Annotated in this window: 22 protein-coding genes; 16 read left to right on the plus strand and 6 right to left on the minus strand. The window is 57.1% G+C overall.

The window, feature by feature from the left end:
• Positions 1-186 precede the first annotated feature (186 nt).
• Positions 187-2496 (plus strand): alpha-L-rhamnosidase-related protein, encoded by a 2310-nt coding sequence (locus EQG79_RS06725; protein ID WP_165358844.1) that lies wholly within the window; start codon positions 187-189, stop codon positions 2494-2496.
• Here EQG79_RS06725 and EQG79_RS06730 read toward each other — a convergent pair.
• Both EQG79_RS06730 and EQG79_RS06735 read right to left on the minus strand, forming a co-directional pair.
• Positions 2493-4886, minus strand: a complete 2394-nt coding sequence (locus EQG79_RS06730; RefSeq protein ID WP_170315643.1) for a beta-propeller fold lactonase family protein — start codon at positions 4884-4886, stop codon at positions 2493-2495. The genes EQG79_RS06725 and EQG79_RS06730 overlap by 4 nt on opposite strands.
• A 76-nt stretch (positions 4887-4962) precedes the next feature.
• Positions 4963-5757 carry an alpha/beta fold hydrolase gene (locus EQG79_RS06735; protein WP_077920856.1) on the minus strand — a complete coding sequence of 265 codons (795 nt, stop codon included), beginning with the start codon at positions 5755-5757 and terminating at the stop codon, positions 4963-4965.
• A 96-nt stretch (positions 5758-5853) separates the two neighbouring features.
• Here EQG79_RS06735 and EQG79_RS06740 point away from each other — a divergent pair, with 96 nt between their 5' ends.
• The 5 genes from EQG79_RS06740 (at position 5854) to EQG79_RS06760 (ending at position 9176) form a co-directional block, all read left to right on the plus strand.
• Positions 5854-6117, plus strand: coding sequence for a hypothetical protein (locus EQG79_RS06740; protein ID WP_077920855.1), 264 nt, complete (start codon positions 5854-5856; stop codon positions 6115-6117).
• 230 nt (positions 6118-6347) lie between these two features.
• Positions 6348-6614 carry a hypothetical protein gene (locus EQG79_RS06745; protein WP_077920854.1) on the plus strand — a complete coding sequence of 89 codons (267 nt, stop codon included), beginning with the start codon at positions 6348-6350 and terminating at the stop codon, positions 6612-6614.
• A gap of 36 nt (positions 6615-6650) precedes the next feature.
• On the plus strand, positions 6651-7031 hold the full coding sequence (locus tag EQG79_RS06750) for a DoxX family protein (RefSeq protein WP_077920853.1): 381 nt from the start codon (positions 6651-6653) through the stop codon (positions 7029-7031).
• 399 nt (positions 7032-7430) lie between these two features.
• Positions 7431-8909, plus strand: coding sequence for a Fe-S cluster assembly protein SufB (sufB, locus tag EQG79_RS06755; protein ID WP_077920852.1), 1479 nt, complete (start codon positions 7431-7433; stop codon positions 8907-8909).
• 69 nt (positions 8910-8978) lie between these two features.
• Positions 8979-9176, plus strand: a complete 198-nt coding sequence (locus EQG79_RS06760) for a DUF4177 domain-containing protein (protein WP_077920925.1) — start codon at positions 8979-8981, stop codon at positions 9174-9176.
• On the opposite strand, the gene EQG79_RS06765 is transcribed toward EQG79_RS06760, so the two are convergent.
• Positions 9173-9694, minus strand: a complete 522-nt coding sequence (locus EQG79_RS06765) for a hypothetical protein (protein WP_129600835.1) — start codon at positions 9692-9694, stop codon at positions 9173-9175. The two genes, EQG79_RS06760 and EQG79_RS06765, sit on opposite strands and share 4 nt — an antisense overlap.
• A 194-nt stretch (positions 9695-9888) precedes the next feature.
• Here EQG79_RS06765 and uvrB point away from each other — a divergent pair, with 194 nt between their 5' ends.
• Complete coding sequence (gene uvrB, locus EQG79_RS06770; RefSeq protein ID WP_077920850.1) at positions 9889-11910, plus strand: excinuclease ABC subunit UvrB; 2022 nt, start codon at positions 9889-9891, stop codon at positions 11908-11910.
• 310 nt (positions 11911-12220) lie between these two features.
• A complete protein-coding gene (locus tag EQG79_RS06775) occupies positions 12221-12748 on the plus strand; it encodes a DUF2911 domain-containing protein (protein ID WP_077920849.1) in 528 nt (175 codons plus the stop codon).
• 55 nt (positions 12749-12803) lie between these two features.
• Here the strand turns inward: EQG79_RS06775 and EQG79_RS06780 are convergent, their stop codons facing one another.
• Positions 12804-13754 carry an alpha/beta hydrolase gene (locus EQG79_RS06780; protein WP_077920848.1) on the minus strand — a complete coding sequence of 317 codons (951 nt, stop codon included), beginning with the start codon at positions 13752-13754 and terminating at the stop codon, positions 12804-12806.
• Between the two features lie 130 nt (positions 13755-13884).
• Here EQG79_RS06780 and EQG79_RS06785 point away from each other — a divergent pair, with 130 nt between their 5' ends.
• Both EQG79_RS06785 and EQG79_RS06790 read left to right on the plus strand, forming a co-directional pair.
• Positions 13885-17112 carry a glycoside hydrolase family 2 TIM barrel-domain containing protein gene (locus tag EQG79_RS06785; RefSeq protein ID WP_129600837.1) on the plus strand — a complete coding sequence of 1076 codons (3228 nt, stop codon included), beginning with the start codon at positions 13885-13887 and terminating at the stop codon, positions 17110-17112.
• 128 nt (positions 17113-17240) lie between these two features.
• On the plus strand, positions 17241-18392 hold the full coding sequence (locus EQG79_RS06790) for a sigma-54-dependent transcriptional regulator (RefSeq protein WP_077920846.1): 1152 nt from the start codon (positions 17241-17243) through the stop codon (positions 18390-18392).
• Between the two features lie 60 nt (positions 18393-18452).
• Here the strand turns inward: EQG79_RS06790 and EQG79_RS06795 are convergent, their stop codons facing one another.
• Positions 18453-19535 carry an acyl transferase gene (locus EQG79_RS06795; RefSeq protein ID WP_129600840.1) on the minus strand — a complete coding sequence of 361 codons (1083 nt, stop codon included), beginning with the start codon at positions 19533-19535 and terminating at the stop codon, positions 18453-18455.
• Positions 19536-19570: 35 nt separating this feature from the next.
• Here EQG79_RS06795 and EQG79_RS06800 point away from each other — a divergent pair, with 35 nt between their 5' ends.
• Positions 19571-20113, plus strand: a complete 543-nt coding sequence (locus EQG79_RS06800) for a hypothetical protein (RefSeq protein WP_129600842.1) — start codon at positions 19571-19573, stop codon at positions 20111-20113.
• Here EQG79_RS06800 and EQG79_RS06805 read toward each other — a convergent pair whose 3' ends face one another.
• A complete protein-coding gene (locus EQG79_RS06805) occupies positions 20114-21307 on the minus strand; it encodes a sensor histidine kinase (protein WP_077920844.1) in 1194 nt (397 codons plus the stop codon). It lies immediately after the preceding gene.
• A gap of 229 nt (positions 21308-21536) precedes the next feature.
• Here EQG79_RS06805 and hemA point away from each other — a divergent pair, with 229 nt between their 5' ends.
• The 5 genes from hemA to EQG79_RS06830 all read left to right on the plus strand — a co-directional run bounded on the left by hemA (position 21537) and on the right by EQG79_RS06830 (position 25536).
• Positions 21537-22829, plus strand: coding sequence for a glutamyl-tRNA reductase (gene hemA / locus EQG79_RS06810; protein WP_077920843.1), 1293 nt, complete (start codon positions 21537-21539; stop codon positions 22827-22829).
• Positions 22830-22948: 119 nt separating this feature from the next.
• The gene (locus EQG79_RS06815) at positions 22949-23557 is read left to right on the plus strand and encodes a DUF4230 domain-containing protein (protein ID WP_240699289.1); all 609 of its coding nucleotides are present in this window, start codon (positions 22949-22951) and stop codon (positions 23555-23557) included.
• A 152-nt stretch (positions 23558-23709) separates the two neighbouring features.
• Positions 23710-24270 (plus strand): YqgE/AlgH family protein, encoded by a 561-nt coding sequence (locus EQG79_RS06820; RefSeq protein ID WP_170315644.1) that lies wholly within the window; start codon positions 23710-23712, stop codon positions 24268-24270.
• An 83-nt stretch (positions 24271-24353) separates the two neighbouring features.
• Entirely contained in the window at positions 24354-24959 is a 606-nt protein-coding gene (locus tag EQG79_RS06825) for an outer membrane beta-barrel protein (RefSeq protein ID WP_077920842.1), read from the plus strand.
• Between the two features lie 88 nt (positions 24960-25047).
• Complete coding sequence (locus tag EQG79_RS06830; RefSeq protein ID WP_077920841.1) at positions 25048-25536, plus strand: NADH-quinone oxidoreductase subunit A; 489 nt, start codon at positions 25048-25050, stop codon at positions 25534-25536.
• Positions 25537-25546 lie beyond the last annotated feature (10 nt).

Raw genomic sequence — 25546 nt, forward strand, 5'->3', positions numbered from 1 at the left:
CAAGGTGCAAAAAAATAGCACACCCCTCTGCGCATCATGAGCATCCGGTAATGTGCTGTTTGTCTGACCCGGACAGGCGCTTCCCTCCGAACGATCTACTGGCAGACTACCCTGCCGGCAACCGGACTGTATACGGGGAGCAGGCGGAAAAACGTATCTTCCGGCCCGAAACCGATGCCTTTACCTATGCGATTTTTGCCCGTTCTCCTGCTTGTACTGGTAGCTGTAGCTACCCACGCTCAACCTTTTCAGGCCCTCTGGCTCACCACTTCAACGGCCGACTCGACAGCCCCCAACAGCTGGCACTGCTACCGGCAAACGGCCAGCCTGCGCGCGGTACCCAACCAGGTCATAGCCCGAATTGCGGTCGACAGTAAATACTGGCTGTGGGTCAACGGCCGGCAGGTGGTTTACGAGGGCGGACTGAAACGCGGGCCCAATCCGCGCGATACGTACTACGACGAAATCGATCTGGCCCCTTATCTGAAACCCGGCTCCAACACGATTGCGGTGCTGGTCTGGTTCTGGGGCGGTAAAGGCTTCTCCCACCGCAACAGCGGTCGCACCGGGCTGCTCTTCGACTGCGAGACCAGCGCCGGTCCTTTCCTCAACCGCTTCGGCTGGAAAGCCCAGCTCCACCCGGCCTACGAGCCTTCGCAGCTATCGAAGCCCAACTTCCGGCTGTCGGAACCCAACATCCGCTTCAACGCCCGGAATGACATAACTGGCTGGTACACAGACAACTATGACGATAGTGCATGGCCGCGTGCGTTTATCGTAGGTCGGGCGGGTAACGCGCCCTGGGGGCAGCTCACCAAACGTCCGATTCCGTTGTTTAAAGATCATGGGTTGAAGAACTACGTACGCACCCAGCGACGCATCGGCAAGGCAAACAGGCCCGACACCCTGATCGGCACGTTGCCTTACGATTGCCACGTTTCGCCCGTACTGACCGTTAAAGCCCCCGCTGGCCAGCGTATCATGATCGGCTCCGACACCTACTTCATGGGCGCATCGGGCAGCGACTCGCTGTACACCAACGGGGCCGAATATATTACCCGGGCGGGCCAGCAGACCTACGAGTCGCTCGGCTGGCTGTCGGGTCACGAAATCCGGTACGCACTCCCTAAAAGCGTAACGGTCGTGGCGGTGCAGTACCGGGAAACGGGCTACAACAGCGCCTTTGCCGGGTCGTTCCGGTGCAGCGACCCCATGCTGAATACCCTCTGGACTAAAGCGCAGCGATCGCTTTACCTCAACATGCGCGACAACTTCATGGACTGCCCCGACCGCGAACGGGCGCAGTGGGCGGGCGACGCGGCCCTGCAGATGGGCCAGACGTTCTACGCCCTGGACTCGAACAGTACGGCGCTGGGGCGTAAGTTGTTGCTGAACCTGGCCGACTGGCAGCGCCCCGACAGTATCATCTACAATCCGGTTCCCGAAACCAACTGGAAGCAGGAACTCCCGGCCCAGTCGCTGATGTCGATGGCCGAAAGCTGGCGGTACTTCCGGCACACGCACGACACCGCTACAATTCGGCATATCTACCCCGCCCTGCGCCGGTACCTGGCACTCTGGAAACCCGATTCGACCGGTCAGCTCAACTACCGCAAGGGCGGCTGGGACTGGGGCGACTGGGGTACCAACCAGGATCAGGTACTTATTCAGCACGGCTGGTACGCCATTGCCCTGCAAACGGCCATCCGCATCGCCAACCTGACCCGACAACCCGACCACGCCCGGCAGTATCAGCAGCGACTCGACAGCCTGCGTACGTTTCTCAACAGCCCCGTTTGCTGGAACGGCAGCGCCTACCGGCATGCGCAGTATACCCAGGAGACCGACGACCGGGCCAACGCGCTGATGGTACTGGCCGGTATAGCCGACTCGACCAAATACGACGCGATCGTACAGGTATTTTCGACCCAGCAGCACGCCAGTCCGTATATGGAAAAGTTTGTGCTCGAAAGCCTGATCCGGATGAATCGGCTGCCCATGGCCCTCGCCCGCATAAAAACCCGCTATCGCCCCATGATCACCAGCCGACTCTCTACGCTGTGGGAGTTGTGGGCCTACGACGATCGGCCCGGTGTGGCGCATGGCAATAGTGGCTATAACCACGGCTGGTCGGGTGGGCCGCTGCTGCTGATGGCCGAATACGTAGCAGGTATGCAACCGGGCGACCGGATGGGCCAGTACCGGATTTTTCCGCAACTGGCTTCGCTGACGAGTGTCGCAGCCTCCATGCCCACGGCGGGAGGCCCCCTGTCGGTGCAGATCGCCAAACTACCGGCGGCTCTCAACATGACCGTTACCATTCCGCCCAGGCAGTCGGCAACGGTTGGCCTGCCGCTGACCGGAACGCCGGCAAAACGGGTGCTGTGCAACGGTAAACCGGTTGCGCAGGTGAGCGGCCTTCGGTTTGTCGAAAAAAATAGCCGGTACTACGTCGTCGAAGTACCGGCCGGAACCTATCGGTTTTCGGTCAATTAATCGTCGTCGTCATCATCGCCGGCTTTGGCTACGTTCAGGAAAGCGCCCCGGCGCGGAGCGGGCATAACGGCATGTTCGCCCCTGACGGCCTTCCAGATGATTTCGTTGAACAGCCGATCGTCGATTTTATCGGCATAGCGCAAGTCGATTTTTTCCGACTGGCGGGCTGGTTCGGTCATGGCCGTGTTTTTGGCTTCGAGGTCTATGTTGGCCGGTTTGTGCTGGTAGGGCGTCAGGTTGGGGGTGTTCGTGAAGCAGGCGAACATCGGTGTTGCGGCTGCGTCGTACTGGCTCATGGGCGGCAGGCCCAGAATCAGTTCCATGGTGCGGAGCATGCCCGACGTCGAGTACATGCTGTGCTCTACGTGGTTTCGCTTCGTATAGGGGCTGATCACGAGGGCGGGAGAGCGGTGGGCGTCTACATGGTCGGCTCCGTTCTGCGCGTCGTCTTCGAGCACAAACACAGCCGACTCTTTCCAGATTGGGCTTTTGGACAGATGGTCGACAAAACGGCCCAGCGCCAGGTCGTTGTCGGCCACATGAGCCGCCGGGGTAGGCGCACCGATGCGGGCGCCACTGGTGTGGTCGTTACCGAGCCGGATGCTGCTGAAATGTGGTACCGCGTCGCGTGCGATCAGCGAATCGAGGTCGCGCTTCCAGATTTCGACCCGCTCAATGTCTTTGATCTTCAGGTCATAATCGGGATAGTTCGGCACAAACCGACCGTCCAGTGCCGACCCTTTCCGTTTGGAGTAGGCTTCAAACTCGCCGTAGCTGCGATACCGCAACCCGGCGCGCTGGCAGTAATCCCAGATAAATCCTTTTTTAGGGTACGCAATGGGGCGGCTTCCTTCGTAATCGTAGGTGCCGCCCCGCCCGCCGTAGCTGGTGGGCCAGGTCTTTTCCACGTAATCGTTGGCGTAGGCGGCCGTGCTCCAGTTATGCCCGTCGGCGCTCACCTCGGCATCGACGTAAAAGTTGTCCAGCAGCACAAACTCCCGGGCCAGCGCGTGGTGGTTAGGGGTAACTTTTTCCGGAAAGATACACAAAGACGTATCGCCATTGCCCTCGGGCATATCGCCAAATAGCTGATCGTAGGTACGGTTTTCCTTGATGATGTAGAACACGTACTTGATCTGGGCCGACTTCTCCCCTACCCGCTTCGGAATGGGTGAGTTGGCTTCGCCGGCTGCCAGCTTCTCTTTCTCTTTGGTATAGGGCGTATTCTGGTAAACCTGTTTCGACAGCGTTGCCATCTCTTTGGCAGCGGGCAGGGTAAAGATCGACAGCGTTCCTTTGAACAGACCGGCTATGTATTCGGTACCCGACTCGCGCCGTTTATACGGGTTGGGGCCGTTGGGGTTGGCCTTCGAGGAGAACCCTTTGCCATTGGCTACCAGCACTTTCTTACCCACCACCTTCACGGCCGTTGGGTACCAGCCCGTTGGGATGAAGCCCAGCGACCGGCTCCGCCCCGGCTTCGACACGTCAAACACCGCCAGGCAGTTGTTATCGGCATTGGCTACCAGCAGCGTTTTACCGTCGGGGGTCAGCGCCAGTCCGTTCGGCGTACTGCCCGCCGGCGCGTCGGGATAGAGCGCCGTCGTTACGGTTTCGAGTACCCGGCGCGTTTTCAGGTCAATGACCGATACGGCATTGTCGTTGGCGTTGGCCACAAACAGATACTTGCCGTCGCGGCTGAAGGTCAGGTCGTTCGGGCGGCTTCCTACGGCTATCTCGCCGGTTAGCTTCTGCTGGCCGGGATCGTAGATCAGCACCTTGTCGGCGCCCCAGGCCGTAATATAAAGTTCGTCCGAGACGGGAGACCGCTGGCAGGTATAGGCTTCGGCCGGCAGTTTGATGCGGCTGGTGATCTGCTTCGTGGCCAGGTTGCAGACGTACAACATGCTGTCATCTTTGGTGACGGCGTAGAGCGTTTTGCCGCTCCGATCCGTCTCGACGCCCGCCACCGAAATCCGGACCGGCCAGGGTTTCCCCAGCACGACCGAGTCGGTTTTGACGAGCTTATTGTCCGATACGTCGTAGATCAGCACCCGGTTGTCGTTCCCTCCCGAAGCCAGCAGCCGTTTGCCATCGGGGGTGAAACGCAGCCCAACCCACGACCTGGCGATCTCGACTTCGCTCAGCAGTTTTTCGCCCGCGATATCGATCAGCTGAATCGTTTGGGTACTCTGTCCGTTGTTGGTCACCGCCAGCCGTCGGCCGTCGGCCGAAACCGCCAGATTCAGCGGCAGATCGCCCAGCGGCAGTGAGCGACCATAAGGTGTGAGGCTCCAGCCGTTGGGCAGCGTCAGGCGCTGGGCTGATTGGGCAGAAGCCGCGTACATACCGAAGAGTGTACAGCCGATAAGAAGCAGAAGTCGACGCATAAGAAAGACGTTTTCGTAAAAGTAGACGCAAAAAATCACGGTCATGTTACGCTTCTGTTAAAGTCTCACCAACCGCTTATTGCTTCAGAAACATGAGCACCGCCTGCGCGAAAGCCGGGGTACTCATGGCCGTATTATGGGTACCCGGCACCGTAACCAGCCGCGCCCCCGGCACGATATCGATCAGCGACTGCGGATCGCCGTTGTCGTGGTCTTGATCGCCGTTAACGACCAGCAGCGGCACCGTAATCCGCCCCAGTTCGGCCCGACTGGCCGTCGGCTGAAACTCCTGCAGCCGGGCCAGCGCAAGGGTATCGGCTCCGCTTCGTTTGGCGTAGGCAACGGCCTCCTGCAACTCCGGATGCGAGCCGGGTTTGGTCAGGGCTTCGAAAAAGTTTTTGCGCCGGTACCAGTTAGGGTCGGTAAAGTCGGCACTCATGCCCCCCATAACCGCCCGCCGGACGGGGGCTTTCATCGTCAGCAGCTTAGCCGTCAGGATGGCCCCGCGCGAATAGCCGACCACATCGTAATTTGTCAGGCCGAGGTGTTTCATCAGCGCCATGACGTCTTTCAGTTCAGCGTCGTGCTGATAAGCCTCAGCCGTATGGGGCCGGTCGGAGCGGCCGTTACCCCGCAGGTCGAGCGTAACGACCCGAAACCCCGCGTCGGCCAGCGCCTGCCGGACGGGGGCGCGTTTCCAGCTTTCGCCATTGGTGATGAAGCCATGCAGCAGCACAACGGGCTGACCGACTCCGATCACATCGTAATGGATACGGGTCCCGTCGAACGAGGTAAACAGCGGCTCACGCTCGGCCTGGGCACACAGCCAGCCCGGCAGGAGTCCGGCAATGAGTAGAAGGAAAAATCTCATCACACGCAAGAGTCAGAAAATGAAACACATAGATCGATAAGTCTAACCTTTCCAGGTTCTACCGGGTTATTCAGCAAAGAACCATACTCAACGACCATGAATACATTAATCGATCATCTTACCCCCGGCGACGGTGATACCGAACTCATCGGCTCACGCATCGGTCGCATCGATCCCGAGAACTTCCGTAGTCAGAGTGGCGCAGCCATCGACGATGACGACGAGGGCGATACAGAAGAGGCAGCCCTGACCGACGATGAACCCGTTGACGAAGATGGCGACCCGACCGGCGAGCACGATCACCACCAGGACGACAACTACGCCCTCGGCGGCCACGTAACCCGGTCAGGTGGCGTATAGAGCCTGCACCCGGCTGGTGAATGAAGAATTTAAAAAGTTTATCCCTACCCCACTGCCGGGGTCTGCGACCACCGACAGGAAGTAGCCGATCCAAGCCCTGTCGGTGGTCGCAGACCCCGGCAGGGCTGACGATGGTAAAGTAAACGCCTGAACAAACCCCGACCAAAGCCTGCCCCACTGTCGGGGTCTATGACCACCGACAGGAGGTAATCAACCAAACCAACCACGTTATGAACCCCAACGACAACCAATCTTATAACCCTGCCGACGACGATAACCAGGGCGTGGCTCAACTGCTGGCCCAGGCGCAGGAAGCCAACACCGGAGAACCCCAGGTCGGTGGCATCAACCCCGTGCGGGACCAGGGACCGGAACCCATCAAAGAAGAAGTCAACGAGTCCGACGCCGATGCCAACGGAGTTAACGACGACCTGCTGGTCGAAGAAGATGTCGAAGCCGGGCAGGTCGACGTCGAGTACGAAGAAGGCGATAACTAAACCCGCTCCAATCCCCGACCAGACAGGCCTATCCCCATGACCAATACGCAACTTGCTCAACTTGTTATCCGATTGGGACTGGGCATCAACATGCTCATGCACGGTCTGGTACGCATTCCTAAACTCAGCGCGTTCGTCGCTAAAACCGGCGCCGGCTTTGCCAATACCATCCTGCCTGCGATACTGACCAATGTCTTCCTCTACACGCTTCCTTTCGTGGAGTTTGCCAGTGGCGTGCTGATCCTGCTGGGCGGGCAGTTTAGTCGCTGGGGCTACTTCATCGGCGGGCTTACCATCAGCGCGCTGCTCTTCGGTACCACTCTGAAAGAGGACTGGCAAAGCGCTGGTACCCAGCTCATCTACGTCATCGCCTTTTACCTGGCCCTGCGCGGCCTCGACGATCGGGGTCGACGGTAACCATATGGCCATAGCTGCGCCATAGCGGCCCCAACAGAATACTATTCCAGCGGGCTGGGTTGATCCGGATACAGGCCCGGGATCGACCCGGCCCGCTGGTTTCTGGTCACGAACGCAGCGCCGGTCCGATCGTGGGCCGGGACCGCATCGGCAATGGGCTCAACCGATTACAGAAAAGAATCGGTAAGCCACGACCTTCTTTTTTTGGCCAGACAGCAACCCGACCGACCTGGGCCGCCGGCTTACGTATCCCGTAATCAGACCGGCGTATAACGGGCTGAGTAGGCATATTCAGGGAAACTTTCCGATATTTGTTCTGTTTGCCCGGAACGCACCTACCCAACTGATTGTTAAAATTATACCGTAAGGACGCAACAAACTACGCGACCAACCGACACTATGAGCAAGGACGCTGCGATTTTAGAAAGCATCACTACTTCTGAGTATAAATACGGATTCGAGACCATCATTGAAGCCGACGAGGCTCCCGTAGGTCTTGACGAAAGTACCATCCGGTTTATCTCGGCCAAAAAGAACGAACCCGACTGGCTGCTGGAAAAGCGGCTCCAGGCGTTTCGGCTCTGGCAGGAGATGACTGAACCCCACTGGCCCAATGTCAAATACCCCAAAATCGACTATCAGGCCATTAAATACTACTCGGCTCCCAAGCAGAAGAAAACCGTAGGCAGCCTCGACGAGATCGACCCCGAACTGCTCGACACGTTTAATAAACTGGGCATTTCGCTCAGCGAACAGAAGCGGCTGGCCGGCGTCATCGACGAACCCCAGGGCGAACGGCCTCAGGTAGCGGTCGACGCCGTGATGGACTCGGTTTCGGTAGCCACCACGTTCAAGAAAGACCTGGCTGAGCGGGGCATTATTTTCTGCTCCATCTCCGAAGCGGTTCACGAGCATCCCGAGCTGGTGAAAAAATACATGGGTTCGGTAGTACCCGCCAAAGACAACTACTTCGCAGCGCTGAACGCAGCGGTGTTTACCGACGGTTCGTTCTGCTATATTCCCAAAGGGGTTCGCTGCCCGATGGAGCTGTCGACCTATTTCCGGATCAACGCAGCCGGAACGGGCCAGTTTGAACGGACGCTCATCATTGCTGACGAAGGGTCGTATGTGAGCTATCTGGAAGGCTGCACGGCACCCATGCGCGATGAAAATCAGCTCCACGCAGCCGTTGTCGAGCTGATTGCGATGGGGAACGCCGAAATCAAGTATTCGACCGTACAGAACTGGTACCCCGGCGATAAAGACGGTAAAGGCGGTATCTATAACTTCGTTACCAAACGCGGTATCTGCGACGGTCCGAACGCCAAAATCTCCTGGACTCAGGTTGAAACCGGCTCGGCCATTACCTGGAAATATCCATCGGTTATCCTGAAAGGCGATAACTCGATCGGGGAGTTTTACTCGGTAGCCGTTACCAACAACATGCAGCAGGCCGATACAGGCACCAAAATGGTCCACATCGGTAAGAATACGAAGAGCCGGATTGTATCGAAAGGCATCTCGGCCGGCAAGAGCCAGAACTCATACCGCGGGCTGGTGCAGGTACTGAAACGGGCCGAAAACGCCCGTAACTATTCGCAGTGCGACTCGCTGCTGCTGGGCGATAAATGTGGCGCGCATACGTTCCCGTATCTGGAGGTAAACAACCCATCGGCCACGGTCGAGCACGAGGCTACTACCTCAAAAATCGGTGAAGACCAGCTGTTCTATTGCAACCAGCGCGGCATTCCGACCGAGCAGGCTGTGGCGCTCATCATCAACGGGTACGCCAAAGAGGTGCTCAATCAGCTCCCCATGGAGTTTGCTGTGGAAGCACAAAAGCTGCTCGCCATCAGCCTTGAAGGCAGCGTTGGGTAAACCAATTTGACGTTTTCTTGTATCTTGAAGCCCCTGCCGAAACGCGGGGGCTTTTTTTCAGCTACGCTTATGAAACGATTCGAATACCTGACCCTTGAAGTAGACACCAGTGGTTTCTGGAACAATAAGATTGACTCCCAGCAACTGAACGACAAGCTGAACGAACTGGGTCGCGAAGGCTGGGAAGTCACCTCCACCGTCGATCTGAACCGGCCGCAGGGAGCCACCAAAGGGCTGCTGGTTATCCTGAAACGGGAGATCGGCTAAGTAGTGAGCAGACCCAGCACCGCCAGGGCAATCACCAGCCCGCCCATCATCAGGGCCACCAGTTCGCGGGGGGTAAAAGGCGGATGGTACGTGTCCGGATTGGCCTGCTCATAGATATAGTTGAGCTGCTTCACGGTAGGAACTAGCCATACAAACGGCAGCAGGAGCAGATAAATCAGCACGACGTAGTCCGGCATGGTCCGATTCAGCACCCGCTGCAGGATCTCGAAAATCACGTAACCGGTTGCGTACCCGTTACTGCTGATGCCGGGATGCCCCTTCTCCATGGCCAGATCGTTGATGTGTTCCAGCAGCGTATGGACAAAAAATACGTTGAACACAGCGCGCCAGAACGGGTAAATATCCCACTCGTAGGCATCTCTGAAAAAGCACCAGTTTCGATACAGCCAGTACATCGTGTACAGGCCAAACGTAAAAAAGGAGAGCAGGCAAAACACCCAGACTGGCTGTTTCCGTACGTATTGAACCTGCGCTCTTGGTTGATATCTATTGTCCATACCGGGGTGTGGCCATTATAAAAAAGAGCAATATAAGCCCGGGTTCACACCGAGCTATAGCTATTCCTGCAAAAATAGGGCTAAGCTGATCCCGGCACTGAAAATGCCTTTGTATCGCTTGTGGTTATTACCGGAAACAACCTTGCTATCGCGGCCGTTTTTGCGTAAATTAGCCAGATTCTACAACGCTACGAATGAACTTCGAATTAACCTCTGAATTTCAGCCCACCGGCGATCAGCCGAAGGCGATTGAGCAATTGATCAAGGGTATACAGGAGAGCGAGCCCGCACAGGTGCTACTCGGTGTTACCGGATCAGGAAAAACGTTCACTATAGCTAACCTGATTGCCCGGACCAACCGGCCGACGCTGGTGCTGAGTCACAACAAAACGCTGGCAGCCCAGCTGTATGGTGAGTTCAAGCAGTTTTTCCCTAATAACGCCGTCGAGTATTTTATCTCCTACTACGACTATTACCAGCCCGAAGCCTACATCGCCACCACCGGCACCTATATCGAGAAAGACCTGGCCATCAACGAGGAGATCGACAAGCTCCGGCTGTCGGCCACGTCGGCCCTGATGAGCGGTCGGCGCGATGTGATCGTGGTGGCTTCGGTATCGTGCATCTACGGTATGGGCAACCCCGATGAGTTTAAGCGCAACGTCGTCAACATCGGGGTTGGCGAGCAGATGAGCCGCAACGCGTTTCTCCACAAGCTGGTCGAGATTCTGTACAGCCGCACCGAAGGTGAGTTTCAGCGCGGCAACTTCCGCGTCAAAGGCGATACGGTCGATCTCTACGTGGCCTATGCCGATTTTGCCTACCGGGTCATTTTCTTCGGTGATGAGATCGAATCCATTCAGCGAATCGACCCCTCGACCGGCAAGAAAATTTCGAACGAGAGCCTGGTGACTATCTTCCCGGCCAACCTGTTCGTGACGGGTCGCGATACGCTCAACAACGCCATCTATGAAATTCAGGACGATCTGGTTTCGCAGGTACGCTACTTCGAGTCGGAGTTTCGCGAGCAGGAAGCGACCCGCATCAAGGAACGAACCGAGTTCGACCTTGAAATGATGCGCGAGCTGGGCTACTGCTCCGGTATCGAGAACTATTCGCGCTACTTCGACCGGCGCAAACCCGGCCAGCGCCCGTTCTGTCTGCTCGACTATTTCCCGGATGATTACCTGCTGGTTGTTGACGAGAGCCACGTGACGATTCCGCAGATTCGGGCCATGTGGGGGGGTGACCGATCCCGCAAAACGGCCCTGGTCGACTATGGGTTCCGACTCCCCAGCGCCATGGACAACCGGCCCCTTACCTTCCAGGAATTCGAAGACCTGTCGGGCCAGACGATCTATGTATCGGCCACGCCATCAGACTATGAACTCCGCAAAGCCGAAGGGGTTGTCGTGGAGCAGCTGATCCGGCCAACGGGTCTGCTCGACCCCGAAATTGACGTCCGGCCGAGCCTGAACCAGATCGACGACCTGCTCGAATCCATCGACGCCCGCGTCAAAGCCGGGGAGCGGGTACTGGTTACGACGCTGACCAAGCGCATGGCCGAAGAGCTGACCAAATACCTCGAACGGGTGGGCATAAAAACCCGCTACATCCACTCCGAAGTGAAAACCCTCGATCGGGTGGAGATCCTGCGCGACCTGCGGCTTGGCAACTTCGATGTGCTGGTGGGCGTGAACCTGCTTCGCGAAGGCCTCGACTTACCCGAGGTGTCGCTGGTAGCGATCATGGACGCCGACAAAGAAGGTTTTCTGCGCGACATCCGCTCGCTCATCCAGACCATCGGCCGGGCTGCCCGGAATGCCAATGGCAAGGTGATTATGTACGCCGATACCATTACGGGGTCCATGCAAAAGGCGATCGACGAGACGAACCGGCGCCGGGCCATCCAGATCGAGTACAACACCGATCACGGCATCACACCAACAACGGTGCTGAAATCGCGCGAGTCGATTATGGGGCAGACCAAAGTGGCCGACTCGAAAGTCCGTCAGTTTTATGTCGAGCCCGAAGAGATTCGGATTGCCGCCGATCCGGTGGTTCAGTACATGGGTAAAAACGATCTCGAAAAGGTCATCAACGAAACCCAGTCCAAAATGGAGCGGGCCGCCAAAGACCTCGACTTCCTCGAAGCCGCCCGGCTGCGCGACGAGCTCTTCCAGCTCCGCGACCGGCTGAAGAAAGAAATGGTTTAATGTCCTGACTGACAACGAACGAACCGACAACTACGGCTTCTTCCCGTTTGACAGACCAGAGTTGCCGTTGCTTTTCGTGTCACGCTGCCGCAGACCGTATTCCGGGCGTTCATGACCCGGATGCCTGCTGCGGCAGCGTGACAAAATCATGTACAGAAGGGGCGTCAGATCAACCTCTCTCGGAGGCCCCAGCGCCCGCCACCGGTTATATCGGCCTCAACAGCTAAACGGGGCATAGCCGGGATGATCGTGTCAAGTTAAAGATTACCACTAACTTGCGCGCATTCCGTTAAAAACCACCCTAACTATCATGAAACGCATTGGTATCATTCTGGCTATCATTGGGGCCGTGCTGATCGTAGCCTTCTTCGCCCTGCGCACCTTTACCAAATCGGCCAGCCCCGAAGCCGTCGCTCAGTTCGACCAGAACGGCTTCACGCTGAAAGTCGATTATTGCCGCCCCGCCCGCAAAGGCCGGCCAATCTTCGGCGGGCTGGTTCCCTACGGTGAGGTATGGCGCACCGGCGCAAACGAAGCAACCGTTATTCACCTGGGGCAGGACGTTATCCTGGCGGGGCAGTCACTCAAGGCCGGCGACTACTCGCTCTGGACCATTCCGTCGCCACAGGGCTGGACGGTGATCATCAATGGCGAAACCGGGCAGTGGGGCACCAACTACGACCAAAAGCAGGACGTGATGCGCGTACAGGTAAACACGCGTCCGCATACCCCGCCGATGGAGCAGTTTCTGATCAGTTTTGTACCGGCCAGCAACGGCGCCGACATGCTCCTGACCTGGGACCAGACCGAGGCTATCGTGCCCATCCGCCAGCCCTAAGGCCATAAAAAAAGGCCTCTCGTGAAGGCCTTTTCGGTGTGCAGCTCCAGATCGGCTAGTCCCGCTGAAAACTTCGCGCTATGAACGACAGGGCGTCTGGTAAACCGGTTCGCCAGTAGGTCCAGGTATGAGCTCCGTCGCGGACGCGGTATTCGTGCGGAATTTTGCGCTTGAGCAGTTCGATATGGAGTTGTGCGTTGGCCGCGCTCAGAAAGTCATCGTCGCCACAATCCATGTACCAGCGCACTTTTTTCAGATCGTTTTCGGGAGCCGACCGGGCCAGGGTAAGCGGGCTGTTGCGTTTAAAATGGGTCGTGATTCGCTCTTCGCCTTTGACCGGACCGCTAAACAGAGCCGCAAACACCTGGTCATACTGCTCGTCGGGCGTGGTGGCAATGCTTTCTTCGGTAAAGACAGCCGCGCTGAGAGCTGCACACGAGCCAAACAGATCGGGATGATGCATGGCCAGCAGCAGCGAGCCGTGCCCGCCCATTGACAGGCCCGAAACGGCCCGGTACTCGCGCTGGGTCCGGGTGCGGTACATGGAGTCGATGTGCGGAATGAACTCCTGAACAAACATATCTTCGTAGCGCACCTTGCCCAGATAGTCGTTCATGTACCAGGTTACGCCCGCGTCGGGCATGACAATAATCATGGGTGGCAGCTCGCCCGACCTGATCTTTTCGTCGACGATGCGGTTGGCTTCGCCAAATTGTACCCAGCCCGTTTCGTTATCGGTATAGCCGTGGAGCAGATAAACGACCGGGTAGCGTCGGTTGGAGACGTAATAGTCGGGTGGCAGGTAGATTGAGTATTTAACGGCCTGGTTCAGCAACGAACTGTTCAGCCGCAGACTCTCGAGCAGGTGGGCTTCCGGAGCCGACACTACCGGTACCGGACCGTTGTTCTGCGGGCCCGTCAGTTGCGACCGCCGACGCGACTGCGCCTGGGCCGTCAGTACCCAGACCAGCAGCAGGGCACTCAGAAACAGACTACGTAGTTTCATAAGTAGTGGAACGAAGTAAAATGGTTAAGTGAATATAGGGTTGCGGCTATTGGGTATCAGCCACCAGTAGCCTGTTTATTACGGGTTGACTGGCGTACCCTTGTTCTGGTAACGAAAAAACACTCCTCCTATGCACAAACGTCTGCTATTCGCGCTTGTTTTATCGATGGCTACCGCCCGCGCGGGTTGGGCACAAACCCTGCCCGACTGGGAAGACCCAGCGGTCATCAGCCGAAATACCGAGAAGCCACATGCCAACCTGATCCCGTTTGCCACCGAGCAACAGGCCCTGGCCGCCCGCGACTGGCGCAACTCTCCGTATGTCAGCCTGCTGAACGGGAGCTGGAAGTTTCGCTGGGTAAAGCACCCCAGCCAGGTACCCGCCGACTTTTATCAGCCCGCTCTGAACGACAACAGCTGGGATAACCTGCCGGTGCCCTCCAACTGGCAGGTTGTGGGGGCCCGCGAAGGCCGCCCCTACGACCGGCCCATTTTCACCAACATCAAGCACCCGTTTCCGGCAACGCCCCCGCGCATCACCGCCGATACCAATGCGACCGGCCTCTACCGACTGCGCTTTACCGTACCGGCCAACTTTCAGGGTCGGCACGTATTCCTGCACTTTGCGGGCGTACAGTCGACCTGCCGCGTATTCCTGAACGGGCAGCCGGTGGGGTATCACGAAGACAGCATGACCCCGGCCGAGTTTATGATTACCGATAAGCTGAAACCGGGCGAGAATCTGCTGGCCGTTGAGGTCATCAACTGGTCGGACGGCAGCTACCTCGAAGATCAGGATTTCTGGCGCCTGTCGGGCATTTTTCGGGATGTGTTCCTCTACGCAACGCCCAAAACGTACCTGCGCGATCTGTATGTCGTAACCGACCTCGACGAGCAGTACCGCGATGCCACCCTGAAAGTAACCGCCAACGTTCGGAACCTGTCGGGTGAATCGGCTCCGTACCGGCTCCGGCTAACGCTGTATGATCCTAAACAAACGGCGATTTTCTCGGAAACGATTGACGCCAGCGATGCCGTCGAAACCGATCAGGAACGCATCTTCCGACTCACCAAAGCCATCAAAGCCCCGGCGCTCTGGAGTGCCGAAAGCCCGGCCCTGTATACCCTGACGGCCCAGCTGCTTGGCTCCGACGGTCGGCCCACCGAGGCCATCAGCCAGCGCATTGGCTTTCGGGAGATGAACCTGACCGGTGGGCTGCTGCTGGTTAACGGGAAGCCGGTTACCTACAAAGGCGTCAACCGCCACGAGTTCGACCCGGCAACAGGCCGGGTTATTGACCGGGCCACGATGGAGAAAGACATCCGGCTCATGAAGCAGTTCAACATCAACGCGGTTCGCACGTCGCACTATCCGAACGTTACCGACTGGTACGACCTCTGCGACGAATACGGCCTCTACGTCATCGACGAAGCGAACATCGAAAGCCACGAACTCTGGCAGAAAGGCCAGACCCCGGCCGCCCGGCCCGAGTGGCGCACTGCGTTCGTAGCCCGCGGCCGGGCCATGGTTGAGCGGGACAAAAACCACCCGAGTATCGTCATCTGGTCGCTGGGCAACGAGACCGACATGGGCCAGAACTTCCTCGATATGGCCAACATCATCCGGCTTGTCGACCCAACCCGCCCTATCCATTACGAAGGCCGTAACAATTACAACACCGATTTCGCATCGGCCACACAGCCGCTTACCCAGTTCGACATCATCTCGACCATGTATCCATCCGTGGCTGGTATGGTGGCGCTCATGGAAAAAGACCCTACGCGCCCGCTCATCGTCTGTGAATACGCCCATTCGATGGGTAACAGCGTCGGCAATCTGAAAGACTATTGGGCCGCCATCGACAAATACCCCCGCATGCAGGGTGGTTTTATCTGGGACTGGGTCGATCAGGGCCTGCAGCTCCGCAACAAGGCCGGGCAGCCGTTCATGGCTCATATCAACTACATCGACGGAGCCAACGCAGGCGACGGCCTCGTCAACGCCGACCGTACGCCCCAGCCCGAGCTGAACGAGGTTAAGCTGGTGTACCAGTACGTGAAGCTGACGGTACCCACCGCGCTATCGGTAGGCAGTCCGGCCCGGGTCAACGTGCGCAATGCCTACGACTTTCAGACACTCGAACCATTCCGGCTGGTCTGGTCACTGATCCGAAACGGCGCAGTCGTTCAGCAGGGTGCGGAGACGAACCTGGTAGCCAAACCCGGCCAGACGCAGGTGCTCACCCTGCCCGTTACGTATCCTGGCTTTAACCCGGCCGACGACGCCGAGTATTTCCTGAACGTAAGCGTCCGGCTCAAACAACCGGCCAGCTGGGCAGCCGCCGGTCATGAAGTGGCCTCGGCCCAGTTTCCGATAGCCATCAGCCCAGGCGGCTCGGCAGCAGCGGGGGTACCACCGGTTCCGTCCGTTAAAGTGGCTTCTACGCCCACGGAGGTAACGATTCGCAGCAAAGACGTGGCGGTCGTTTTCGACAAACGCATCGGCGGGTTGAGCCAGCTTTTTTACCGGGGCCGCAACCTGCTGACCCAACCCCTGCAACCCAGCCTGTGGCGGGTACCGACCGACAATGACGAAGGCGGAGGGGAGCAGTCCTACGCGGCCCGCTGGCGCCAGGCCGGTCTCGATACCGCCCGGGCCCGGCCCGTCAGCCTGACGGTCAACGCCCGCCCGCAGCGCGTACTGGTCAGCTGCATCAACGAGTTAACCCTGAACGGCGGCAGCATCCGGCAGCAGACCGATTACCTCGTATACGGCACCGGCGACATTCAGGTAACGACCACCTACACGCCCAGCGGCAGTCTGCCCCCCCTGGCCCGAATCGGGCTTCAGCTGCAGCTACCCGCCAGTCTCAGGCAGCTAAAATGGTACGGCCGTGGTCCTTTCGAGAACTATGCCGACCGGAAAGATGCCGCGCAGGTTGGGCTCTACGAAGCCAGCGTGGCCGACCAGTTCTTCCCCTACCTGATGGCTCAGGAAAACGGCAACAAAACCGACGTCCGCTGGGCCGAACTGACCGATGAATCAGGCGTTGGCCTCCTCATCATTGGCGATAAAACCGCGGCTGGCCTGCTCAACATCAATGCCCGTGATTACACCGATGCCGCTTTACTAAAGGCGAAGCATCCGTATGCGCAGCAGCCCGAACACGGACAGACTACGGTTGTCAACATAGATCTGGCGCAGATGGGGCTGGGGGGCGACGACAGCTGGACACCCCGGGTTCATCCGGAGTATCAACTACCGGCTACCAGACCGTATACGTATTCGTTCCGGCTGCGACCGGTTGATGGGCGTACCGATCTCAGGCGCGTGCTGAGCCTCCGATTACCCCGTTGAAACAGCCTGTCTGTACGGCTGCTCCGACGGGGTCTGCTAAAAATTAGCGATACGTTCTTGCGGTTAGTGGTATAAAACCTCTATTTTCGCCCAGGACCAACCCTTTAGTAAAAACCCACCCTGATTGTATGGCCAAGTTGATTATCGTGGACGACGAAAAACCAATTCGGGCGGCTCTGCGCGATATCTTAGAGTACGAAGGTTATGACGTGGACGAAGCGAAAGATGGTGAAGAAGGGTTAGACATGATTATGCGAACGAGTTACGACGTAGCTCTGTGCGATATTCGAATGCCTAAGCTCAACGGGCTTGAGCTCCTTCAGAAAGCCAACGAAGCCAGTCGTAGCACTCAGTTTGTAATGATTTCGGCCTTTGGTAATGTTGAGAACGCAGTAGAAGCAACCAAACGTGGCGCGTTTGATTTTATCACCAAACCACCCGATCTGAACCGCCTGCTGATTACGGTCCGCAACGCCATCGAACGCTCCAAACTGGTTCAGGAAACCAAAACCCTGAAGAAGAGGATTTACAAACTCAACGAGATTGTAGGCGAGTCGGAGCCAATCCGTAAGGTGAAGGATACCATCAACCGCGTGGCTGCTACCGAAGCCCGGGTTCTTATTACCGGGGCCAACGGTTCCGGTAAGGAGATGGTGGCCAAACAGATTCACGAAAAAGGCAGCCGGGCTTCCATGCCACTCGTGGAAGTAAACTGCGCAGCCATTCCGAGTGAGCTGATCGAGAGCGAACTGTTCGGCCACGAAAAAGGTGCCTTCACGGGTGCTGCGGCCAAACGCGTCGGTAAGTTCGAACAGGCCGACGGCGGTACGCTCTTCCTCGACGAGATCGGCGACATGAGCCTGTCGGCCCAGGCCAAAGTGCTGCGGGCGTTACAGGAAAACAAAATTACCCGCGTTGGTGGCGACAAAGAGATTAAAGTCAACGTGCGGGTCATTGCGGCTACCAACAAAGACCTGCGCCAGGAAATTGTCAACGGCAACTTCCGCGAAGACTTGTTTCACCGGCTCAGCGTAATCGTGATTCACGTTCCGCCCCTGGCCGAACGACGTATGGACATCCCGCTCCTGACCGACAAGTTCCTGCACGACATCGCTACCGAGTACGGCTCTACGCCGAAGGAGTTTACGCCCGACGGCATGGCCTATCTGCAGTCGCTGCCCTGGACCGGTAACGTTCGGGAACTGCGCAACGTCATCGAACGCCTTATCATCATGTGTGGCGATGAGATCACGCTGGACGACGTGAAGCTGTACGCTTAAATCTGACGAAGACTATATCGAGCCAGGCGCCCCCGGGAGTTGCCTGGCTCTTTTTTATGGTCAGAGAACCATTAGATTACAGCCCCGCACGTCGGAATTGTCGAACCGGCCAATTACCCGAAAATGACCATCGGCACCGACGTACTGGCCCAGGTCCTGGGTCTCCAGAAACGAACAGGAATCGAGGTTGGCCAAATCGATGACGTTGATACCGCCCGACTGCCGCGCCCCAGGCCCGGCCGCATCTGCGGCCGGATAGATCGTGAAGGGATCGTTGATGTCGCGCAGCAGCACACGCAACGTCGGACTCGGGCTAAACACCCCCTGCCCCAGCGAGTAGGCCTGCGACAGTAGCTCGGTCATGCCATATTCGGAGTGAACGATCGGAACGCCGGTTCGGCTCGTCAGTATGTCGTGGACTTCCTCGCGCAGCAGCTCTTTCCGGCGCCCTTTCATGCCCCCTGTCTCCATCAGGATCAGATTGGGATAATCCGCCAGCGAAACATCCGTCCGCGACTCGGCCCAGTCGAGCAATCCGAACGTTACGCCGATCAGCAGGGTCTTGTGCGCAGGGCGTTGCAGCAACTGATGCAACCGGGTAGTCAGGGCGTCGAAATCATTCAGAAAAAAACCACTCTGGTCCGCGTCGGTCTGCGCCATAAATCGCTGAACCATGTACACTAATGACGAGTTATTTCGTTCAAGGTACGAGGGTAACAGGGCCAGAATAGTGACGTTCCGGAGCGGTCCGTAGAGCTGCTCGAAAATTCGGGTGCTGACGGCATCGTACAGCGCCGGATCGGGTACATAATGACGGCTGGTAGCAGCACCGGTTGTGCCGCTGCTGGCAAACGTCAGCGTATCGGCTAGCAGGTCGGGACGGGGGTCGACCCCCGTCAGAATGGTATGGTTCCTGAAAAACCCGATCGGCATGAACGGAACCTCGCGCAGGCTTGAGGTCTGCTCGGGCCGAACATGCAGATAATGCAGATATTGCCGGTAAATAGGGTTATGTTCGGCCTGGTATCGGAAAACGGCCAGTGCCAGCGACTCGAACGATGCCGGGGTTACGGTCAGGATCTGCTGCCTGAGCCTCGCGCGCCGGGCAGCCACATCGGCCGAAAGTGTTGATAAAAGAGACAAAACAAGAGCGTTTATTGCACAACGAGTACAACAGTATGCAGCGGCAACAAATTCAACCATACCTCCTCGTATTGGGCCTGGCCCTCACTCTGTCGAGTTGTTTTACCGAACCCAACTACTCCAATGTTCCCGAAATATCGTTCGACCGCGTGGACCGGTACACCATAGAAGGCGGACAGGGAGTAGGTCGCTCCAGGCGCGATTCGGTCATCGTGGTCATTAATTTCAAGGATGGCGACGGCAATCTGGGCAACGATATTCCCATCTCGAAACCAGACTCGGCCCGCTATGCGTCCAACGGCGGCTGGGGCAACTACCGCATCCGTACGTTCCGGCTCATTAACCGCCAGTACGTTGAAGTACCGCTGACCGTTAACCGGACCCTGTACTTCCCCGATCTGGCCAAAGGGAAACCCAGCGGAGCGATTGAGGGGCCGCTTGAGTTCGATCAGATATTCCAGTACGGGAACAGTTTCCAGATCTACCCGACCAAATTCCAGATTCAGATTCGCGACCGCGACCTCAACGAGAGTAATGTCATCGAAACGGATACCGTCTGGCTGCCGTACCCGAGATGATCAGCTGTTGTTGAGCACGATACGAAAGGTCGTTCCTTTGCCTACCTCCGAGCTTTTTACGTACAGGCGTCCGTTGTGATACTCTTCAACGATGCGCTTGGCCAGCGTCAGGCCCAGGCCCCAGCCGCGCTTCTTGGTGCTGAACCCGGGATTGAACACCTTCTGCATGTTCTTTTTGGAAATGCCTTTGCCCGTATCGGCAATGTCGATGGCTACGCTTCGATTGGGTAATGTCTGCATCGTGAGCCGCAGTTCGCCGGTGCCTTTCATGGCATCGACGGCGTTTTTGCAGATATTCTCGATTACCCACTCAAACAGCAGCCGGTTAATTTTAACGGTCTGCCCGGCCGGCAGCTGGCTGGCCACGCTCATTTTCACCTTCGTCGAGATGCGTTTCGAGAGATAGTCGGTAAACTGCCGAACTACCTCGTTCAGGTTTTCTTCTTTCAGCGTCGGTACCGAACCAATACTGGAAAAACGGGCCGTTATGGTTTCCAGCCGACGTACATCTTTCTCGATCTCGTCGGTTATTGATCCGTCGTACTGGTCCGGATCGGAGCGCATATACTCGACCCAGGCCATCAGCGACGACATGGGCGTACCCAGCTGGTGGGCGGTTTCCTTCGCCAGTCCAACCCACACCCGGTTCTGCTCGGCCCGGCGCGACGCACTGAACGACAGGTAGGCCAGCACCCCCAGGGCCGTCAGTATAGCCAGCAGCGCGTACGGAAAGTAGGTCAGCTGTCGCAGCAGGCTCGAGTTGGTGTAATAGACCAGCCCCCGCTCATTATTACCCAGATCAACCACCAGGGGCGGGTGCCGATCCCGCATCTCGACAATCCGCTGACGAAGTAGTTTTTCGCGTTGCTCGGCATTGTACTCTTCCGGTATGTCAACGTTGAGCGCCCCGCCCAGCTGGCCGTTCGGATCGACGTAAATGGCCGGAATTGTTTTGTTCGCTTTCAGGATTTCGTCGGTCACGAATGTCAGGTCACCCGCGTTGGCCTGGCTGCTGCCAAACAGGTAACCGATGCTTTTGGCGTAGAGCTGAACGTACTGTTCTTCGCGGGCTTCGAGCCGGGTAATTAGCCGGTTCGTGTACAGCAGAGAGCCCGTTCCAACCAGTAGCAGGTTCAGCGCTACGATAATCTTCAGAATATTATTCTGATTATATATATCGAATGACTTGAGCATGGATAATGAATTCCCCTTCGACTAAACGAAAAATTGCAAATGATGGTACAAAAGAGAACGTCTGCCGGGCCGGTTCTGTTTCTAATTAAATAGGACTGAAGAAAGAAGGCGGTCTACTTATCTGGACACATTCTAAATAAATAAACCGATTACGAAAGCTGTTTCAAGGTCCGGCGATTGTGTCGTAATTTTGTGTTGACCCGTGGTCATATAGCGTGTTTTTTCGGCAATGTTAGATACTTTCAACTCAATTAGTTTATCGCACAAAACGGCACCGCTCCATGTGCGCGAATTAATTGCACTCAGCGAAGAAGAAGCCAAGCGGCTCATGCTGCGGTTGCGCGACTTCTTCGGTTTGTCAGACCTGCTTATCATCTCAACCTGCAACCGCACCGAGGTTTACTACGCATCGGAGCAGGGCGGAGCTAACCTGAACGCCGACATTGTCAGGCTGCTCCTGATTGAGAAAGGACTGACCGATACAGATCAGTATTTGCCTTACTTCCAGTTTTTTGCCCGGCATGAGGAAGCCGTTCGGCATCTGTTCGAGGTGTGCGTAGGGCTCCACTCGCAGGTAGTGGGCGACATGCAGATTCCGAATCAGGTGAAGCAGGCGTACCAGTGGTCGGCCGATCTGGACATGGCCGGGCCTTTCCTGCACCGGCTGATGCATACCATTTTCTTCACCAACAAGCGCGTGGCGCAGGAAACGGCCTTTCGCGATGGAGCCGCTTCGGTGTCTTACGCTGCGGTTGAACTGATCGACGAACTGGTGGGCGACCGGCAGGACCCCAACGTACTCGTTATCGGTCTGGGCGAAATCGGTACCGACGTTTGCCGGAACCTGGCCGACCGGAACGTGAAGAACATCACCCTCTGCAACCGCACCCAGACTAAAACGGAAGTGCTGGCCGAACAGTACGGATTTCGCATTGCCGACTTCGCCAACCTGACCGACGAGATTCGCCAGGCCGACGTGATTATCTCATCGGTCATGCGCGACGAGCCGCTCATTACGCCCACACTGCTGCAGGGTGTAACGGTGCTCACCTACAAATACTTCCTGGATTTATCGGTTCCCCGCAGCGTCGATACCGCCGTCGAGCAGATTCCGGGTGTGCTGGTTTATAACATCGACCACATCCGCAATCGGGCCGACGAGGCTCTGAACCAGCGGCTGGCGGCCATTCCGAAAGTAGAAGCCATCATTGATCAGGCCGTCAGCGAATTCGGCGACTGGTCGAAAGAAATGATCGTTTCGCCAACGATCAACAAGCTGAAAAATGCCCTGGAGCAGATTCGCAAAGACGAAATTGCCCGTCACCTGAAGCACCTCACGCCCGACGAGTCGGAGAAGGTCGAGAAAATTACCCGGGGTATCATGCAGAAAATTATCAAGCTGCCGGTACTTCAGCTCAAAGCAGCCTGCAAACGCGGTGAGGCCGAAACCCTCATCGATGTGCTGAACGACTTGTTCGATTTGGAAAATCATACGGCCGACGAGCCGAGCCGGCTTCAGTAAGCCATATGCATCATCACACAAACTCCCAGATCGGCAACGGTTTGGGAGTTTGCTTTTTCGAGCCAGCCAGGTGCTCTTTCACTATTACAGCGTACCGGTCAGGTTACCCAAGCCGGTTCATGCGTACGCTCAACCCGCTTTACACCATGAAAACCATGCTTCGCCTGTTTGTTTTTATCCTGCTGGTAGCGGGTCTGATCGCCGTATGGGAGCAGATTCGCGGCAGTAGCGCGTTGAGTCGGTTTCGCCGGGGCGATCAGGCTACGCAAAGCATTGTCCTGAAAGAGGTAACGGCCCTCGGCAAGCTGGAGCTTGTTCGCTACACCTTCAAAGACATTATTGAATACGAGCAGCCTAATACATTTTTGCCCAACGCCAACGCGGTTTTGATCGTCGAGGGCGAAGCCGTCGGCTGCATCGACCTCAGCCGGGTGGGTCCGTCCGATATCCTGACCAGCGAAGACTCGGTAACCATCCGCTTGCCCAAACCCGAACTATGTGGCTGGAAAATCAACCACGACCGGTCGCGGGTGTACGATACCCGGTTTTCGTTTCTTGACCAGTCGCAGCTGGTGAGCGATGCGTACCGCAAAGCCGAACGGCAGATCCGGCAGTCGGCCCTCGACGGTGGTATACTGACCCAAACCCGCGAAAACGCCGACCGGATGCTGCGCCCTTTGCTCACCCAGCTGTCGGGCCGGAGCGTGGGCATTACGTTTCGCGACTAAGCCGGTCCGCTGCGGGTCGTCGGGTTGGCCCGGAGCCTGCCCTACGGTCGGTAAAAATGTTGATCGTTTTTACCCAATACGTTTATTTTTGAGTAACATAGGCCACTTTTCCGTCGTTTAGAGGATAAACCCCGTTAACGCACCAACTGCCTATGAACGCCAATATACCGTCTGTAGCCAACGGAAATCTCCTCATTGCCGAGCCTTTTATGGGCGATACAAACTTCGAGCGGAGTGTAGTACTGGTTTGCGAACACAGCCCGGCCGGTACGTTTGGTCTCGTTCTGAATCAGCCCACCGATATTCACCTCAGCGATGTAATCGAAGACATTTCGGTCGACCTGCCTTTGTTTGTCGGTGGACCTGTTCAGCATAACACCCTGCATTTCATACATCGTCGGCCCGACCTGATCGAGAATTCCATCCGGGTGCTGAGCGGCCTGTACTGGAGTGGCGACTTTGAGCAGGTGAAGCAGGCCGTTAATCTGGGTACCCTCACCGATCGAGACGCCCGTTTCTTTATTGGCTACTCGGGCTGGAGCGAAGGCCAGCTGGATGCTGAGCTGAACCAGAAAGCCTGGATCGTCAGCCGTACCGATGCCGATTTCCTCTTCGATACGCCCGCCAGCGAGTTCTGGCGGGGGGTTCTGAAACGGATGGGGGGTGAGTATAAGTCGATTGCGCACTACCCCGTTGATCCCCGTCTGAATTAAGCGGCCTGATCTTAACTTTTTTTAACCAATTTTGTGGCCTGATCAACCGTTATAGGGTGGTTATACCCCATCCTCATTCCTGTATGCGCACGTACCGATTACTTTTTTTTGCTTTTACCCTGCTCCTCCCCGCTCTTTCTCAGGCCCAAAGTAACAACCCCGTTGGCGGTCATTTCGGGCTCAAGGTAGGGGCTTCGTTAACGCGTGTCAACGTATCAGGAATTAGCGCGAATATTCCGAAGCAGGCGTTACAACCTCATTTCGGCGTTATGTATCGGTATCGGTATCAGCGCTTTGTGCTCCAGCCCGAAGCGCTGCTGGCTATAAAAGGAGGTACTTTTCAGGTTGAGCGGGTGGGCGGCCGGTCTACCAGCCGCGCCCAGTACTACTACGCCAGCGTGCCGATCCTGCTAGGGTATATCCCGACCGAAGGCCTGACGCTTCAGGCCGGTCCTGAGTTCAGCTACGCCCTCAGCACCAATACCACAACCGGCCCCGGCCCCCGCAACGACCTGGGTATCGTGGTCGGTGCTCACTACGACTTTCTCGACATGCTCGATAAGTTCAGTCTGCACGTCCGATATGTCTACGGCCTGAGTAACGTATCGCCCGAGCCCCTGGCTACGTACCGGAACCGGAATTTCCAGGTGGCTATGGTGTATAATCTCTACAAGAAGAAGAAAAAATAAGGGTCGATCATTGGCTTCGTGCCAACGGAGTCAGCCTTTCCGGCCCGAAGCCTGAATACCGCTAACCACCCGTTACTTTCCCTGCCTTATGCTCTCTGACTTCGGTGTGCTGCTGCTGTTTATCCTGGGTGCGTTTGCGTTCATAGCCGTTGTGCTGTTTGCGGCCCGGCTCCTGCGCCCGAACCGCCCGAACGTGGAGAAAAACAGCACCTACGAATCGGGCGAAGAACCCATCGGCAATGCGAATGTGCAGTTCAACATCCGGTTCTACGTGGTGGCGCTGGTTTTCGTGCTGTTCGATGTAGAGCTGGTTTTCCTGTTTCCATGGGCAACGGTATTCGGGCAGGCGAGCCTGATCCGGGCTACCAATGGACTCTGGGGATGGTTTGCACTAACCGAAGCGTTTCTGTTCGTGGCGATTCTGGGGCTGGGCCTGGCTTATGTCTGGGCAAAAGGGTATCTCGACTGGGTCAAACCCCAGCCAAAATTACCTACGGCCCCCACGCATGTACCCCCGCATCTGTACGACCGGGTGAACGACAAATACCGGTCGGCCTCGGCTCCCTCGCAGGCCTGACCGGCTTACC

The sequence above is a fragment of the Spirosoma sordidisoli genome, from assembly GCF_004138325.1.
Classification (GTDB): domain Bacteria; phylum Bacteroidota; class Bacteroidia; order Cytophagales; family Spirosomataceae; genus Spirosoma; species Spirosoma sordidisoli.

What these genes read in the sequence shown, in the direction of transcription:
- EQG79_RS06725 (WP_165358844.1), top strand. Translation starts at nt 187, where the DNA reads ATGCGATTTTTGCCCGTTCTCCTGCTTGTACTGGTAGCTGTAGCTACC.
- EQG79_RS06730 (WP_170315643.1), bottom strand. Translation starts at nt 4,886, where the DNA reads ATGCGTCGACTTCTGCTTCTTATCGGCTGTACACTCTTCGGTATGTAC.
- EQG79_RS06735 (WP_077920856.1), bottom strand. Translation starts at nt 5,757, where the DNA reads ATGAGATTTTTCCTTCTACTCATTGCCGGACTCCTGCCGGGCTGGCTG.
- EQG79_RS06740 (WP_077920855.1), top strand. Translation starts at nt 5,854, where the DNA reads ATGAATACATTAATCGATCATCTTACCCCCGGCGACGGTGATACCGAA.
- EQG79_RS06745 (WP_077920854.1), top strand. Translation starts at nt 6,348, where the DNA reads ATGAACCCCAACGACAACCAATCTTATAACCCTGCCGACGACGATAAC.
- EQG79_RS06750 (WP_077920853.1), top strand. Translation starts at nt 6,651, where the DNA reads ATGACCAATACGCAACTTGCTCAACTTGTTATCCGATTGGGACTGGGC.
- sufB (WP_077920852.1), top strand. Translation starts at nt 7,431, where the DNA reads ATGAGCAAGGACGCTGCGATTTTAGAAAGCATCACTACTTCTGAGTAT.
- EQG79_RS06760 (WP_077920925.1), top strand. Translation starts at nt 8,979, where the DNA reads ATGAAACGATTCGAATACCTGACCCTTGAAGTAGACACCAGTGGTTTC.
- EQG79_RS06765 (WP_129600835.1), bottom strand. Translation starts at nt 9,694, where the DNA reads ATGGACAATAGATATCAACCAAGAGCGCAGGTTCAATACGTACGGAAA.
- uvrB (WP_077920850.1), top strand. Translation starts at nt 9,889, where the DNA reads ATGAACTTCGAATTAACCTCTGAATTTCAGCCCACCGGCGATCAGCCG.
- EQG79_RS06775 (WP_077920849.1), top strand. Translation starts at nt 12,221, where the DNA reads ATGAAACGCATTGGTATCATTCTGGCTATCATTGGGGCCGTGCTGATC.
- EQG79_RS06780 (WP_077920848.1), bottom strand. Translation starts at nt 13,754, where the DNA reads ATGAAACTACGTAGTCTGTTTCTGAGTGCCCTGCTGCTGGTCTGGGTA.
- EQG79_RS06785 (WP_129600837.1), top strand. Translation starts at nt 13,885, where the DNA reads ATGCACAAACGTCTGCTATTCGCGCTTGTTTTATCGATGGCTACCGCC.
- EQG79_RS06790 (WP_077920846.1), top strand. Translation starts at nt 17,241, where the DNA reads ATGGCCAAGTTGATTATCGTGGACGACGAAAAACCAATTCGGGCGGCT.
- EQG79_RS06800 (WP_129600842.1), top strand. Translation starts at nt 19,571, where the DNA reads ATGCAGCGGCAACAAATTCAACCATACCTCCTCGTATTGGGCCTGGCC.
- EQG79_RS06805 (WP_077920844.1), bottom strand. Translation starts at nt 21,307, where the DNA reads ATGCTCAAGTCATTCGATATATATAATCAGAATAATATTCTGAAGATT.
- hemA (WP_077920843.1), top strand. Translation starts at nt 21,537, where the DNA reads ATGTTAGATACTTTCAACTCAATTAGTTTATCGCACAAAACGGCACCG.
- EQG79_RS06815 (WP_240699289.1), top strand. Translation starts at nt 22,949, where the DNA reads ATGCGTACGCTCAACCCGCTTTACACCATGAAAACCATGCTTCGCCTG.
- EQG79_RS06820 (WP_170315644.1), top strand. Translation starts at nt 23,710, where the DNA reads ATGAACGCCAATATACCGTCTGTAGCCAACGGAAATCTCCTCATTGCC.
- EQG79_RS06825 (WP_077920842.1), top strand. Translation starts at nt 24,354, where the DNA reads ATGCGCACGTACCGATTACTTTTTTTTGCTTTTACCCTGCTCCTCCCC.
- EQG79_RS06830 (WP_077920841.1), top strand. Translation starts at nt 25,048, where the DNA reads ATGCTCTCTGACTTCGGTGTGCTGCTGCTGTTTATCCTGGGTGCGTTT.